12 protein-coding genes are annotated in these 14,636 nt (G+C 71.4%); 1 reads left to right on the top strand and 11 read right to left on the bottom strand.

All coding sequences use genetic code 11. From position 1 onward, the window contains the following. Positions 1–181: 181 nt before the first annotated feature. Positions 182–2,671 carry an aminopeptidase N gene (gene pepN / locus FLL47_RS05820; RefSeq protein ID WP_144119409.1) on the bottom strand — a complete coding sequence of 830 codons (2,490 nt, stop codon included), beginning with the start codon at positions 2,669–2,671 and terminating at the stop codon, positions 182–184. A gap of 266 nt (positions 2,672–2,937) precedes the next feature. Between pepN and trpS the strand changes: the two genes are divergently transcribed. Then, the gene (trpS, locus tag FLL47_RS05815) at positions 2,938–3,927 is read left to right on the top strand and encodes a tryptophan--tRNA ligase (RefSeq protein WP_144119408.1); all 990 of its coding nucleotides are present in this window, start codon (positions 2,938–2,940) and stop codon (positions 3,925–3,927) included. Here trpS and FLL47_RS05810 read toward each other — a convergent pair. From FLL47_RS05810 to FLL47_RS05765, 10 genes are all read right to left on the bottom strand, one after another. Beyond that, positions 3,917–4,357 (bottom strand): GNAT family N-acetyltransferase, encoded by a 441-nt coding sequence (locus tag FLL47_RS05810; RefSeq protein WP_186315579.1) that lies wholly within the window; start codon positions 4,355–4,357, stop codon positions 3,917–3,919. The two genes, trpS and FLL47_RS05810, sit on opposite strands and share 11 nt — an antisense overlap. A 127-nt stretch (positions 4,358–4,484) precedes the next feature. Next, a complete protein-coding gene (gene obgE / locus FLL47_RS05805) occupies positions 4,485–5,963 on the bottom strand; it encodes a GTPase ObgE (RefSeq protein WP_144119406.1) in 1,479 nt (492 codons plus the stop codon). A gap of 302 nt (positions 5,964–6,265) precedes the next feature. After that, positions 6,266–6,523, bottom strand: coding sequence for a 50S ribosomal protein L27 (gene rpmA, locus FLL47_RS05800; RefSeq protein ID WP_144119405.1), 258 nt, complete (start codon positions 6,521–6,523; stop codon positions 6,266–6,268). An 8-nt stretch (positions 6,524–6,531) separates the two neighbouring features. After that, on the bottom strand, positions 6,532–6,846 hold the full coding sequence (gene rplU / locus FLL47_RS05795; RefSeq protein ID WP_120316523.1) for a 50S ribosomal protein L21: 315 nt from the start codon (positions 6,844–6,846) through the stop codon (positions 6,532–6,534). A gap of 248 nt (positions 6,847–7,094) precedes the next feature. Then, positions 7,095–7,574 (bottom strand): hypothetical protein, encoded by a 480-nt coding sequence (locus tag FLL47_RS05790; protein ID WP_144119404.1) that lies wholly within the window; start codon positions 7,572–7,574, stop codon positions 7,095–7,097. 184 nt (positions 7,575–7,758) lie between these two features. After that, entirely contained in the window at positions 7,759–8,250 is a 492-nt protein-coding gene (locus tag FLL47_RS05785; protein ID WP_144119403.1) for a hypothetical protein, read from the bottom strand. Positions 8,251–8,322: 72 nt separating this feature from the next. Then, a complete protein-coding gene (locus FLL47_RS05780; RefSeq protein ID WP_144119402.1) occupies positions 8,323–8,865 on the bottom strand; it encodes a hypothetical protein in 543 nt (180 codons plus the stop codon). A gap of 123 nt (positions 8,866–8,988) precedes the next feature. Then, entirely contained in the window at positions 8,989–11,661 is a 2,673-nt protein-coding gene (locus FLL47_RS05775) for an Rne/Rng family ribonuclease (RefSeq protein ID WP_144119401.1), read from the bottom strand. 156 nt (positions 11,662–11,817) lie between these two features. Beyond that, a complete protein-coding gene (locus FLL47_RS05770; RefSeq protein ID WP_144119643.1) occupies positions 11,818–12,573 on the bottom strand; it encodes a TIGR03936 family radical SAM-associated protein in 756 nt (251 codons plus the stop codon). A gap of 46 nt (positions 12,574–12,619) precedes the next feature. Continuing rightward, positions 12,620–14,572 carry a TIGR03960 family B12-binding radical SAM protein gene (locus FLL47_RS05765; RefSeq protein ID WP_144119400.1) on the bottom strand — a complete coding sequence of 651 codons (1,953 nt, stop codon included), beginning with the start codon at positions 14,570–14,572 and terminating at the stop codon, positions 12,620–12,622. Positions 14,573–14,636: the final 64 nt, after the last annotated feature.

Below are 14,636 nucleotides of genomic sequence, written 5' to 3'. Positions count from 1 at the left end.
CCGTTCCGCCGGACGCCTCACCCCGTCCCGTCATCGACGTTGGCCTATGACGTCGAAAAATCGGCGCCCGGATTCGATGTCATAGGCCAACGTCTACGTCAGGGCAGGCCCGGCGGGCGGGCTCGGCCAGGCACGGCGGCACGGCGGCCGGGCGGGGTGGACGGCGGGGTCGCGGGGCAGGTCAGGCGGCCCGCTGGGCGCGCAGGGCGCGGGCCAGGTCGTCGGTGTCGTCGGCCAGCGCACGGCGCAGCAGCGGGTGCATGTCCCCCGCCAGCGCCGCCCGCGCGGCCGCCAGTGTGTCCTCCGACACGGCGTACACCGGGTAGGCGGCCTTCGCCAGGTGCGCCAGCATGTCGCCGGAGCGGCCCGCCGAGTGCGGCAGCTCGGCGAAGAACCGGGCCACGAACGGCGCGGTCAGTTCGGCGTGCTCCGGCTGCCACAGCCCGTCGCCGGCCGCGGCCGCGATCCGGTTGGACTGCCCCTGCTCGGTGACGACCAGGTCGAACGCCCGCTCCTTGGCGGCCGGGTCGGGGCGGCTCGCCCGCACCCGGACGGCCTCCTGCTCGCCCTTGTCGCTGGTGTCGCGCTGCAGTTCGGCGTCGATCTCGTCCTCGCCGACGTCGCCGAGCACCGCCAGCCTGCCCAGGATCGCCCAGCGCAGCTCGGCGTCGACGGCCAGGCCCGCGGGCACGTCCGCGCCGGACAGCCAGCCGCGCAGCACCGCGCGGTCGCCGTCGGCGGCCGTCGCGATGAGCGACCGGGCCGCGGCGAGCTGGTGCCCGCTGCCGGGTGCCGCGGTGGCCAGCAGGGTCTTCGCCGCGCCGGCGAGCGCCGCACGGGCCGCCTCCCGCTGGTCCGCGGGCACCATCCGGGCCGCCGCGTGCCGGGCCAGTCCGAAGACCGACTCCACGATGACGACGTCCGGCTCCACGGGCAGCGCCCCGGCCGCCAGCTCGACGAGCTCCGTGGCGGGCCACTCGGCGTCGCGCACGGCGTCCCAGGCGCTGTTCCACCACAGCGCCCGGGCCAGCGAGTCGGGCTGCTCGGCCAGCAGCGAGGGCAGCTCGGCCCGGGTGCGCTCGTCCATGCGGATCTTGGCGAAGGTGAGGTCGCCGTCGTTGAGCAGCAGGCCGCGGCCGCGTACGCCGGACAGCTGCGGCACCGCGGTGCGCGCACCGCTCACCTCGACCTCGGTGCGCTGCCAGGTGCCGTCCTCGCCGAACCAGCCCAGGCCGATGCGGTGCGGGCGCAGCGTCGGGTACTCCGCCGGCGCGGTCTGCTCGACCACGACGGAGGCGTACGAGCCGTCGGGCGCCCACTCGACGACCGGGCGCAGCGTGTTGACCTGCGGGGTGCGCAGCCACGCCTGCGCCCACGCGTCCAGATCCCGCCCGCTGGCCAGCGACAGCGCGCCGAGCAGGTCGGCCAGGGTGGCGTTGCCCCAGGCGTGCTTGTCGAAGTGCGCCCGCAGGCCGGCCAGGAACGCCTCGTCGCCGGTGAAGGCGACCAGCTGGCGCAGCGCCGAGCAGCCCTTGGCGTAGGAGATGCCGTCGAAGTTGGCGAACGCGGCGTCGGTGTCGACGACCTCGGTGGGCGCGATCGGGTGCGTGGAGGGGCGCTGGTCGGCGGCGTACCCCCAGGCCTTGCGGCCCACGCCGAAGCGGGTCCAGGACTGCGGCCACGGGGTGACCTCGCCGACCAGCCGGTAGCCCATGTAGGTGGCGAACGACTCGTTCAGCCACAGGTCGTCCCACCAGCGCATGGTCACCAGGTCGCCGAACCACATGTGCGCCATCTCGTGCGCGATGATGGCCGCCCGCTCCAGCCGCTCGGTGTCGGTCACCGCGGCCCGGAACAGCAGTTCGTCGCGGAACACCACGCAACCGGGGAACTCCATCGCGCCCCAGCTGAACTCGGGCACGAACGCCTGGTCGTACTTGCCGAACGGGTACCGCACGGCGAACAGCTCGTGGTAGCGGTCCAGGAACGCCTTGGTGAGCGAGAAGATCTCGGGTGCGTCGCGCTCCAGCACCTCGGCATAGCTGGCGCGGGCGTACAGGCCCAGCGGGATGCCGTCGTGGCTGTCGGTCACCTCGACGTAAGGGCCGGCCACGAACGTGATCAGGTAGGTCGCGACGGGCTTGGTGGCCGGGAACTCCCAACGGCCCGGCGTGCCCTGTACGCCCTCCGCGTTGGCCCGGACCAGCCAGGACGGGTCGGCGGTGACGGACAGCTCCATCGGCGCCTTGAGGTCGGGCTGGTCGAAGCAGGCCATGAACCGCGGCGCGTCGGTGATCGAAGGCTGCGCGTACACGTAGACCTGCTTGTCGGCCGGGTCCGTGAAGCGGTGCACGCCCTCACTGGTGCGGGTGTACGCGTACTCCCCGGTCACCACGACGGTGTTGTCCGCGGCGAGGTCCGCCAGCCGCAACCGGCCCTCGGCGAACGCGTCGGCGGGCAGTGCGACACCGTTGAGGGTGGCGCCGAGCAGCCGCTCCGGCCGCGCCTCCAGGAACGTCTCGGCGCCGGGATCGGCGGTGAAGCGGACCGTGGTGACCGAGCGGAAGAGTTCGTCTCCCACGGTCAGATCCACGTCCAGGGCGTACGCGAGGTTCCGGACGGTGGCGGCCCGCGCGACGGCTTCGAGATGGCTGAGGCAACGATGCGACATGACGCCCATCCTGCCTGACGACGGCAGGTGGTGAACCGGCGGTAACCCCTTACCTTCGGCAACGTTCTTGCCGATCAAGGCGGGTGCGGGGACAATGGTCGCCATGCGGATGACGAGCACCATGTGGTGGCTGCCCTGACGGGCGGCCCGCTTCCGCGAACCCAGTAGACGACCCAGGCCGCCCCTCCGGGCGGCCTTCTCCGTGCACGGCTCCCGCCGTGCCGAGGGTCTCCGGACGGGGTGGCCCGACTCCCGAGGAGACCGACATGACCATCGCCCCGACCCGCGTCCGCGCCCGCCGCTTGTCCGGCTGCAAGCCCACCGGGCACCTGCAACTCGGCAACCTGTTCGGCATGATCCTGCCGCTGGTGGCCGGGCAGGACGACAGCGAGACCATCACCATGCTCGCCGACCTGCACTCGCTGACCGTCGAGCACGATCCCGCCGCGGTACGCGCGCTGACCCTGGAACAGGCCGCGGTGCTGCTCGCCGCCGGGGTCGACCCGCAGCGCTGCACCCTCTACGTCCAGTCCCACCTGCCCGAGCACACCCAACTGCACTACCTGCTGGAATGTGCCACAGGCTACGGCGAGGCCCAGCGCATGGTCGCGTTCAAGGAGAAGGCGGCGCGGGCCGAGCACGTGCGGCTCAGCCTGCTCACCTACCCGGTGCTGATGGCGGCCGACATCCTGCTGCACGACACCGAGCAGGTGCCGGTCGGCGACGACCAGATGCAGCACGTCGAGCTGGCCCGAGCCGTCGCGAACCGGTTCAACGGCCGCTACGGCCCCACCTTCACGGTGCCCGTGGCAGTGCCCGCCCCGGTCGCCGCACGGGTCATGGACCTGGCCGAGCCGACGGCGAAGATGGGCAAGACCAATGTGGTCAGCGCGGGTGTCATCAGCATTCTCGACGAGCCCGATGTCGTGCGCCGCAAGGTGATGCGCGCGGTCACCGACAGCGGGAGCACGGTGCGACACGACCGGGAGAAGCAGCCGGGGGTGACCAACCTGCTGGAGATCTACCAGGCCTGCACCGGCTCTGCCGGCCACTTCGACTCGTACGGCCGGCTCAAGCGCGAGACGGCCGAGGCCGTGGTGGCGGTGCTGACACCGATCCAGGAGCGCTACGAAACCCTGCGCCGCCGGCCGGAGACGGTCGAGGCGGTGCTGCGGGAGGGGGCGCAGCGGGCACGCCCGCGGGCCGCCGCGACGTTGCGGCGAGCCGGCGAGGCGATAGGACTCGTCAGCTCCTGAGGAGCTTCTTCACGAAGCAGACGGAGTACGGGTTGTCGACGTACCTGCCGTACGGCTCGGTCCGCTGAAAACCGGACGACTCGTACAGCGCGATCGCCTCAGGCTGGTTCACGCCGGTCTCGAGGATGATCGAGTCCCAGCCCTGGGCGGTGGCCCGTCGTTCCAGTGCCGCGAGGATGCGGCGGGCCACCCCGGCGCGGCGGTGCGCCGGCAGTACGTACATCCGCCTGATCTCGCCGACACCCGGGCTGGACACGACGAGCGCCCCGCAGCCGACGGGCCTGCCCAACACGTACGCCACGACGAAACGGGCGTGCGGGTCCAGGGGCGACCGGGTGGTGCCCGGATACCGCGTGAAGAGTTCGTCCTCAGCGGCGAGCACGAGCGCGGTGACATCAGGGTGGGTGATCTCACGGTGCTGGATCAACACCGTCAGGACGCTAGCCAGGGCATGTTTCCGCGTTGTTTCACAAACCGCACAGCAGGGCGGATTGCGGTGAGATGACGGACACTGTCACCGAACCGTTAACTGACAGTGTCCGCCCTGGTGCCGGCGCCTACTTGTCGTCCTCGTCGTCGAGGCGCAGATCCTTCTCGTCGGGGAGCCACTCGTCGCCGGCGGTGTCGCCTTCCTCGCGCTGGCGCCGCGCCTTGCGGGCCGCGAGCCGCTCCGCAGCCCTCGGACGGGTGATGTCGTCCTCGAGGCGCTCGTCGGTGAAGCGGTTGCCGGGCGTGAATTCCTTGCCCGCGTAGATCGTCGGCTGCCAGTCGAACTCGCGCTCGCCGATGCGCACCGGGTCGCCGGGCTTCGCGCCCAGCTTGGCCAGCTTTTCCTCGACGCCCAGCCGGGCTAGCCGGTCGGCGAGGTAGCCCACCGCCTCGGCGTTGTCGAAGGTGGTCTGACGCACCCACCGCTCGGGCTTGTTGCCCGTGACCACCCAGACACCCGCGCGGTCCTGCGTGATCTCGAAGCCGGAGTCGTCGACGGCCTTGGGACGCAGCACGATGCGGGTCGGCTCCAGCACGGGCGCGGCCGCCCGGTGCTCCTCGACCATCCGCGCCAGCGCGTACACGAGCTCCGTGAGACCTTCCCGGGTCGCCGCGCTGACCTGGTAGATCGGCCAGCCGAACTTCTCCAGGTCGGGGGTGGTGATGTCGGCCAGGTCCCGGCCGTCCGGCACGTCGATCTTGTTCAGCACGATGATGCGGGGCCGGTCCCCGAGCCCGCCGTACTGCGCGAGCTCCGCCTCGAGGGCCTCGATGTCGGCCACCGGGTCGCGGTCGGTCTCCAGGGTCGCGGTGTCCACCACGTGGGCCAGCACCGCGGTGCGCTCGATGTGGCGCAGGAACTCCAGGCCCAGGCCCTTGCCGGTGGCCGCGCCCGGGATCAGGCCCGGCACGTCGGCGACGGTGAACACGTGCTCGCCCGCCTGCACCACACCCAGGTTCGGCACCAGCGTGGTGAACGGGTAGTCGGCGATCTTCGGCTTGGCCGCGGAGATCACCGAGATGAGCGAGGACTTGCCCGCGCTCGGGAAACCCACCAGGCCCACGTCGGCGACGCTCTTGAGCTCGACGACCACCTCGAGCCGGTCTCCGGGCTCACCGAGCTCGGCGAAGCCGGGCGCCTTGCGCCGGGAGCTGGCCAGCGCCGCGTTGCCGCGGCCGCCCCGGCCCCCACGGGCGATCTCCAGCGTGGTCCCCGCGCCGACCAGGTCGGCGATGACCACGCCGTCCAGCGTCTGCACGACCGTGCCGGAGGGCACCTTGAGCACCAGGTCGCCGCCGTTGGCGCCTTCCCGGTTGTTGCCCGAGCCGCCCTTGCCGTTGGTCGCCTTGATGTGCGGGTGGAAGTGGAAGTCCAGCAGCGTGTGCACGTTGGGGTCGACCTCCATCAGGATGCCGCCGCCATGCCCGCCGTTGCCGCCGTCCGGCCCGCCGAACGGCTTGAACTTCTCCCGGTGGATGGACACGCAGCCGTGGCCGCCGTCACCCGCCTGCAGGTGCAGCACCACACGATCCACGAACGTCGCCACGTTCCATCCTCCACATACGTTCGATTCAAAAAACAGCATATGCCCGCTTGCGCCCGCCCAACCCGCCTCCGTCCCTGCCGCAACTCTCGAAGAGTCGCGGCCACGTTGGCTTCCCGAAGCCGCATGTCTCCAAGAGTCGCGGCGGGGGTCTCGGGTGCGGGCGTGCCCCCTAGGGCAGCGCGCGATGGGTGCCGGGTGTTCCGGGCTGCGGCGTTAGCCGCGTCTCATTGCGGCGCTTCCGGGTCCGGAAACGGCAAGAGGCGGGAAGGCGCTTCGCGCGCCCTCCCGCCTCTGACGATCTGTCAGGCCTCGACCGGAACGATGTTCACGGTCTTGCGGCCCCGCTTGAGACCGAACTGCACCGCGCCCGCGGCGAGCGCGAACAGCGTGTCGTCGCCGCCACGGCCGACCAGGTCGCCCGGGTGGAACTTGGTGCCGCGCTGGCGGATGAGGATCTCGCCGGCGCTGACGACCTGACCGCCGAAGCGCTTCACACCGAGTCGCTGGGCGGCGGAGTCGCGACCGTTGCGCGAGCTGGATGCACCCTTTTTATGTGCCATCTCGAGGCCTACTTCCCGCTCTTGATGCCGGTGACCTTGACCTGGGTCAGCGGCTGACGGTGACCCTGCCGCTTGTGGTAGCCGGTCTTGTTCTTGAACTTGTGGATCCGGATCTTCGGGCCCTTGGTGTGGGCCACGAGCTCTCCGGAAACAGAAACCTTGGCAAGCTTCGCCGCGTCGGTCACCAGGTCGCTGCCATCAACAAGCAGCACTGCGGACAGCGCCACCACGTCGCCGGGCGCGCCCGCGAGCTTCTCGACCTCGATCACGTCGCCCTCGGCGACCTTGTACTGCTTGCCGCCGGTCTTGACGATCGCGTACATGAGACGCGGACTCCTGTCGTAGGTGCTGGCGGTTGGTTCATCGACCCGCGTGGCGGGCCGAGTCTTCACTACTGGTTGCGCTCGGCACGTCCTGGCCGAAGACGGCCGGCACACACGCACGCATGCAGCGCCCTGTGATGGGCACCGTGGAGAAGACTACGTCATGCCCGACCCGATGCCCAAACCGGGCACCCCGTGGCCCGGCGTGCGGTGATGCCGATCACCGCACGCCGGGCGCGGTCAAGCTGTCAGGCCCCGGCGCAGAGCGCCTTGACCTGGTCGCCCGCCTTGTCGAACTCCGGGGTGCTGAGCGCGGCCTGGATCTTGGCCTGGTCGGTGCCGGCTGCCACCAGCGCGGTGCTGGTCGTGGTCAGCGTCTGCAGGTCGGCCTGCACGGCCGCCTTGAGGTCGGCGTCCGCCATCGCGGCGACATCCTTGCTGTACGCGGCCTGGAAGTCCTGGATGGCCTTGCCCAGCTCAGTGAGGGTGGCGGCCTGGGTGGCCGGGTCCATCAGCTTCGTGAACAGCGGGACGATCTTGGCCTCGAAGTCGCTGGTCGCCTTGGTGAGGTTGGCGCACGCCGTCTTCTTGTCGACACCGGCGGGGGCCGCCGCGGAGCTCGCCGCGCCGGGGGTGGGGGTGCTGCTCGCCTCGGGCTTGGTGTCCGCGCAGGCCGCGGCGCCGAACAGCGCGAGACCGAGGGTGGCGGTAGCCAGAATCCGTCGCATCTTCGTCCTTATCTATGCGGGGTGAAACGGGTGCGGTGCCATCGACGGCTACACCCGCGATTACTTGCTGTATGGCCGGGGATTCAGCCTCGTACACGCGAAACCCTCGTTTGTGGCCACCGGGGCAGCCTAGCCACGGTGGCCGACAACGGCATCAGCAGGCTCAGCGGTCTCAGGCACCACGTCAGGGGCAGATCCTGGCCAAGGGCATGATCCAGGACAGCAGCACCGGCGTGAGCTTCGCCTCAAGTTCGGCGAGCTTGGTGACGCCCTCGAGGAACGCCAGGTCGACACCGGACTGCCGGACGTTCGCCGCGACCTGGTCGAAAGCGGCCTTCACCGCCGGGTCGGCGGCGACCGCGCCCACCGTCGTGATCTGGGTCTCCAGCGCGGTGAGCGCATCGCGCAGCTTGGTCTCCGCGGCCTGCGTCTTAGCCGCGTCCTTGCCGGCCCGGGCGGTGAGCACACCGCCGATCGCGGTGGCCAGGTCGGTGCGGGCCTTGCCGTTGAAGACCTTGTCGAACTCGGCGCAGACCGCCTTGGCTTCCGTCGAGCCGCTCGGCGCGGGCGCGGCCGCCGTTCCGGGCGAGGACACCGGGGCGGGCTTGTCGTCGGCGCACGCGCTCGCGCCGAACAGGGACGCGGCCACCAGGACGGCGGTCAGGAAACGTCGCATGGGCAGGTGCCTCCTACAGGGGGGTGGGGCGGGACGGCCGGGCCCGTCGGGCGGCACGGTCGCCGTACGTCGTCAGGCTGCCGGGCAGATGTCGTTCAGCGCCTCGTTGGCGGTGGTCAGCTCCGGGCTGAACAGGATCTGCTGCATCTTCGAGGGGTCCTCGGCGAGCTTCTGCGGGTCGCTGAGCTGGGCCACCGAGGCGTCCAGCGCCTTGGCGACGTCCTCCAGCGCCTTGCGCAGCTTCGGGTCGGAGGTCTTGGCCGCCTCGGCCTTCACCGTGGTGGACAGCGCCACGTAGTCCTTGGACAGCTCGTCGAAGAAGACCTTGACCTTGTCCGGGTCGCTCAGCGACTCGCCCAGCTGCTGCGCCTTCGTCACCAGCTTCGAGACGAACTTCTTGCTCTCCTCGATCACCGCGGCGCAGGTCGCCTTCGGGTCGGTGGTGCCGGTGACGGCGCCGGAGGCGCCGGGGGCGGCACTCGCGCCTGGGCTCACCTCGGTCGAGGCGCTCGCGGACGGCACCGAGCCCGCATTCGGCCGCTCCGGGTCGCCTGCGCAGGCGGTGGCGGTGAACAGCGCCGCGCCGAGCACGGCCGCGGCAAGGATGCGTCGCATGGGGGCGTCCTCCAGGCTCTGAGGGGTCTGGGCAGCGTACTGCCCGGGGATGCGGAACACATACCCCGGGCAGCTTACGCAAGTCCCCCGCCGACACATCCGTCGCGAGCGATCTCCGTCGGTCTACGGGCGGGTGCGCCGCCGACCGCCGCGGCGGGTGCGCCGCCTGGTCGGCGTGTCGCCCGTGTCGTCACCGGGCTCCTCGCCCGGCTCCTCGTCGTCGTCCTCGGCTGCCGCCGCCGCCGACTCGTACCGCGACAGGTCGTAACCCTCGGTGTCGAAGTACGCCGGCTCCGCGGCCTTCTGCTGCTTCGGCGCGGGCGGAGCCGCGGCGGCCTGCTTGACCTGCACGGGTGGGAGCTGCACCGGCGGTGCGGCCTGCACCGGCGCGCGGCGCTCGGAGACGGGCTCGGTGTGGATGATGACCCCGCGGCCCTTGCAGTGCTCGCACGGCTCGCTGAACGCCTCCAGCAGGCCCGCCCCGATGCGCTTGCGCGTCATCTGGACCAGGCCCAGCGAGGTGATCTCGGTGACCTGGTGCTTGGTCCGGTCCCGGCCCAGGCACTCGGTCAGCCGGCGCAGCACCAGCTCACGGTTGCTCTCCAGCACCATGTCGATGAAGTCGATCACCACGATGCCGCCGAGGTCGCGCAGCCGCAGCTGGCGCACGATCTCCTCGGCCGCCTCCAGGTTGTTGCGGGTGACCGTCTCCTCGAGGTTGCCGCCGACACCGGTGTACTTGCCGGTGTTGACGTCGACGACGGTCATCGCCTCGGTGCGGTCGAACACCAGGTGGCCGCCCGAGGGCAGGAACACCTTGCGGTCCAGGCCCTTGAGGATCTGCTCGTCGATGCGGTACGTCGCGAACACGTCCGAGACGCCGGTGTGCCGGTGCACCCGGTCCACCAGGTCGGGCGACACGTGCCCGAGGTAGCTCTGCACGGTGTCGTAGGCGTTGTCGCCCTGCACCACGAGTTCCTTGAAGTCCTCGTTGAACAGGTCGCGGACCACCCGGACGACCAGGTCGGGCTCGCCGTAGAGCAGCGCGGGCGCGCCGCCCTCGGACGCCTTGGCCTGGATGTCCTCCCACTGCGACTGCAGCCGCAGCACGTCGCGCTCGAGGTCCTCCTCGGAGGCGCCCTCGGCGGCGGTGCGCACGATCACGCCCGCGCCCTCGGGGACCAGCTTCTTGAGGATGTCCCGCAGCCGCTTGCGTTCGACGTCCGACAGCTTGCGGCTGATGCCGGAGGCGTTGCCGTTGGGCACGTACACCAGGTGCCGGCCGGACAGCGCGACATGGCTGGACAGCCGCGCGCCCTTGTGCCCGATCGGGTCCTTGGTCACCTGCACCAGCACGGAGTCGCCGGACTTCAGCGCCTGCTCGATGGAGCGCGCACGCCCCTCCAGCCCGGCCGCGTCCCAGTTGACCTCACCGGCGTACAGCACCGCGTTGCGGCCCCGGCCCAGGTCGACGAAGGCGGCCTCCATGCTCGGCAGCACGTTCTGCACCTTGCCCAGGTACACGTTGCCGACCATGGTGGCGGTGGCGGCGCGGGTGACGTAGTGCTCGACGAGCACGCCGTCCTCCATGACCGCGATCTGCGTACGGTCCGGGTTCTCGCGGATCACCATGACCCGGTCCACCGCCTCGCGGCGGGCCAGGAACTCGGACTCGGTCAGGATCGGCGGACGGGTGCGGCGCTGCTCGCGGCCGTCCCGGCGGCGCTGGCGCTTGGCCTCGAGCCGGGTCGATCCGGAGACGCCCTGCACCTCGTCGCTGACGGCGCGCGGCTCGCGGATGCGGACGACGGTGTGCACGCCGTCCTCGGCCTCGGCGCCCTCGTCCCCGGCACCCTTGCGGCGACGGCGACGGCGACGGCGGGTCAGCGGCTCACCGTCTTCGTCGGTCGCCTCCTCCTCGTCGGCCTCGACGGCCTCGGGCTGCTCCTCGTCGCCGTTGTCGTCCGCGCCGCCCTTGCCCCGGCCGCGGCCGCGACGGCCCCGACGGCGGCGGGCGCGGCCGTTCTCCTCGCTCTCGTCCTCGTCCTGCTCCTCGTCGACGACGGCCGGCTCGGCGGCCTCCGCCTCGACGACGGCCTCCTCCTCGTCCCGGCCGCGGCGGCGCTTGCGGCGGCGGCCGGTCTCGGCCGGCTCCGCCACCTCCACGGGCTCCTCGGCGGGGCGCGCGACGACCGCGGGGCGCACCGGCGTGGCGGTCGCCTCGGGGGCCATGAACAGCACGGACGGCGCCAGTCGGCGCGGGGCTCCGCCCACCTGCTCGGCGGCCGCGGCGGCGGCTTCGGCCGCCTCCTCGTCCTCTTCGGCTTCCTCGGCGAGCGCCTCGGCCACGGCGGCCGGTGCGAGCTCGGCGACAGCCGGGAGTACGGGCTCGATTACGTCTTCTGCACCAGACTCGCCGGAGATGTCCGGCTCTGCGGCTTTCTTCCGGCGCCGGGTCGCCTTCTTGGGCGGCGCGGCCTCCGCGGAGGTCTCCTCACCGGCCTCGGCGGCCTCGGGGGCCGCAGTCGCGACAGCGCGCTTGCGGGTGCGCCGCCGAGCGGGCGCGCCCTCGGCGGCCGCCGTGTCGGGGGCCGCTTCCGGCGCCGCAGGCTGGGCCATCGCGGGCTCAGGCGTCGCAGGCGTGGGTTCGGGCGTCGCAGGCGCGCCCGTGGCGGCGTCGCCGCCGGTGACGTCGCCGGTCACGGCACCCGGCTGGTCAGCCGAGGCCGCGCTCGGCGCGTTCTGCGAAACGTTGTCGGCATTCTCGTGCCGATCTGCGGGCTCGTGGTCGAGCATCCGGACTGTTCTCCAGTTCTGGCGGTCCCGGGCGCGTAACAACGCAGCCACTCAGGAGCACACCGGTGTTTGCCGCCGGGGTCGCCCGTCCAAGCGCCTGTCGAGGCGCTCGGACGGGCATCCGCCGAAGTCTGCCGAGAGCGGTGACCGGTCGGGTCAACGCTCGCCGATGGCGACGGGCTCGCGATCCGCGTCGAGCGGATCCACGATCTCCCCCTGGGGGGTCAGCGTGCCCTGTGCCAGCCGGGTCGCCCTGGCACTTTTCAGTGAATGGGGCGCCGACGGCTCCAGGTCCGCAACCACGCGCAGGCCGGACAGGACGTCATCGGGCCGTACGGAGGGAGTGACCTGCCGCACGACAAGGTCGAGTATCGCACACGGAGCGGTCACGACCACGCCAGGTGGTGAGGTCTGTGACGAGACGGCCCCGATCGACACCACGGCGTCCCTGGTGTCGAAGGTGCGCCGGCCCTGTTTGGTGAGGCGCTCGACCAGCACCTCACTCTGCGCGACGAAGGCGGCCACCGCGGCGGCGAGCTGCTCGTCGCTCACCCCGGGCAGCTCGATACGCCACAGCGAGGCGGTGATCCGGTCGGCCAGGCTGCCCGGCGCGACGGCCTCCACGGCCTCGATCACGTCGAGGCCGGGCGACAGCGCCGCGTCCAGCGCCTTGCACAGGTCCGCCGGATCGACCCGCTCCCGCAGGCCGATCTCCAGGTACTCCGCCTCGGAGGCCACCCCGGTGGGCGCCGCGCTGGCGAAGGAGATCTTCGGGTGCGGGGTGAAGCCCTGCGAGAAGGCGATCGGGATGCCCGCCCGGTGGATCGCCCGCTCGACGGCGCGGGCGAAGTCGCGGTGCGAGGTGAAACGCAGCGGCCCGCGCTTGGTGTAACGCAGCCGGATGCGCTGCACGACGGGGGCCTGGCCGCCCGTGGGCTGGTTCTTGGTGCGTCCCACGTCAGGCCCCCGCGGGCACGCGCAGGCCGGTGTTGACCGGCGTGATGGGCAGCAGCTTGTGGCCGGTCGGCCCGATCTGGATGCTGGTGTCCATCGACGGGCACACGCCGCAGTCGAAGCACGGCGTCCAGCGGCAGTCGTCCTGCTCGTACTCGGTGAGCGCGTCCTGCCAGTCCTGCCAGAGCCAGTCCTTGTCCAGCCCCGAGTCCAGGTGGTCCCAGGGCAGCACCTCGGACTGCTCGCGCTCGCGGGTGGTGAACCACTCCAGGTCCACGCCCAGGCCCGGCAGCACCTCGGCGCAGGCGTCGACCCAGCGGCGGTACGAGAAGTGCTCGCTCCAGCCGTCGAAGCGCTGGCCGTTCTCCCACACCTTGCGGATGACCGCGCCGACGCGGCGGTCACCGCGCGCCAGCAGGCCCTCGATCAGCGACGGCTCGCCGTCGTGGTAGCGGAAGCCGATGGCCCGGCCCAGCGAGCGGTCCGAGTTGATCTCGTTCTTGAGCGCCTTGAGCCGCGCGTCGATCACCTCGGGGCGCTCCATCGGAGCCCACTGGAACGGGGTGTGCGGCTTGGGCACGAACCCGCCGATGGACACGGTGCAGCGGATGTCCTTGCTGCCGGTCGCCTGACGGCCCGACTTGATGACGTTGTGCGCCAGCCGCGCGATCTGCAGCACGTCCTCGTCGGTCTCGGTGGGCAGTCCGCACATGAAGTACAGCTTCACCTGCCGCCAGCCGTTGGAGTACGCGGTGGTGACGGTGCGGATGAGGTCCTCCTCCGTCACCATCTTGTTGATCACCTTGCGGATGCGCTCCGACCCGCCCTCGGGAGCGAAGGTCAGACCGGTGCGGCGGCCGTTGCGGGCCAGCTCCTGCGCCAGGTCGATGTTGAACGCGTCCACCCGGGTGCTGGGCAGCGACAGCGAGACGTTGGTGCCCTCGTACTGGTCGGCCAGCCCGGAACAGATGTCGCCGATCTCGGAGTGGTCGGCGCTGGACAGCGACAGGAGGCCGACCTCGGTGAAGCCGGAGAACTCCAGCCCGTCGTGCACCATCTGCGCCACGGTGGTGATGGAGCGCTCGCGCACCGGGCGGGTGATCATGCCGGCCTGGCAGAAGCGGCAGCCCCGGGTGCAACCCCGGAAGATCTCCACGGCGAAGCGCTCGTGCACCGTCTCGGCCAGCGGCACCAGCGGCTTCTTCGGGTACGGCCACGCGTCGAGGTCCATGGTGGTGCGCTTGTGCACCCGGAACGGCACGCCCGGGCGGTTCGGCACCACGCGCTGGATCCGGCCGTCGGGCAGGTAGTCCACGTCGTAGAAGCGCGGCACGTAGACCGACTCGGTCTTGGCCAGGCGCAGCAGGATCTCGTCCCGGCCGCCGGGGCTGCCCTCGCGCTTCCACGCGGCGACGATGTCGGTGATCTCGAGCACCGCCTCCTCGCCGTCGCCGAGCACGGCGGCGTCGACGAAGTCGGCGATCGGCTCCGGGTTGAACGCCGCGTGCCCGCCCGCGACCACGATCGGGTGCGATTCGTCACGGTCGGCGGCCAGCAGCGGGATCTTCGCCAGGCTCAGCTCGGTGAGCATGTTGGTGTAGCCGAGTTCGGTCGAGAAGGACAGGCCGAACAGGTCGAAGTCGCCGACCGCACGGTGCGAGTCGACGGTGAACTGCGGGACGTCACGCTCCCGCATCAGCTTCTCGAGGTCCGGCCAGACCGCGTAGGTGCGCTCGGCGAGCACGTCCTCGCGCTCGTTGAGCACCTCGTACAGGATCTGCACGCCCTGGTTGGGCAGGCCCACCTCGTACGCGTCCGGATACGACAGCACCCAGCGGACCGTGGCCGACTCCCACGGTTTGACCACGGCACCCAGCTCACCACCGACGTACTGGATGGGCTTGCTGACCAAAGGCAGCAACTGCTCAAGCTGGGGAAAGACCGACTCGCCACGCATGGGTAACAAGGGTACGCGGTCGCACGCGAAGGCCGGACCTCGGGCGATTGTGAACCCGATGTCC

This window comes from Catellatospora sichuanensis (genome assembly GCF_007483665.1).
GTDB classification, from domain to species: Bacteria; Actinomycetota; Actinomycetes; order Mycobacteriales; family Micromonosporaceae; genus Catellatospora; species Catellatospora sichuanensis.
This window is presented reverse-complemented; position numbering and strand designations above follow the sequence as displayed.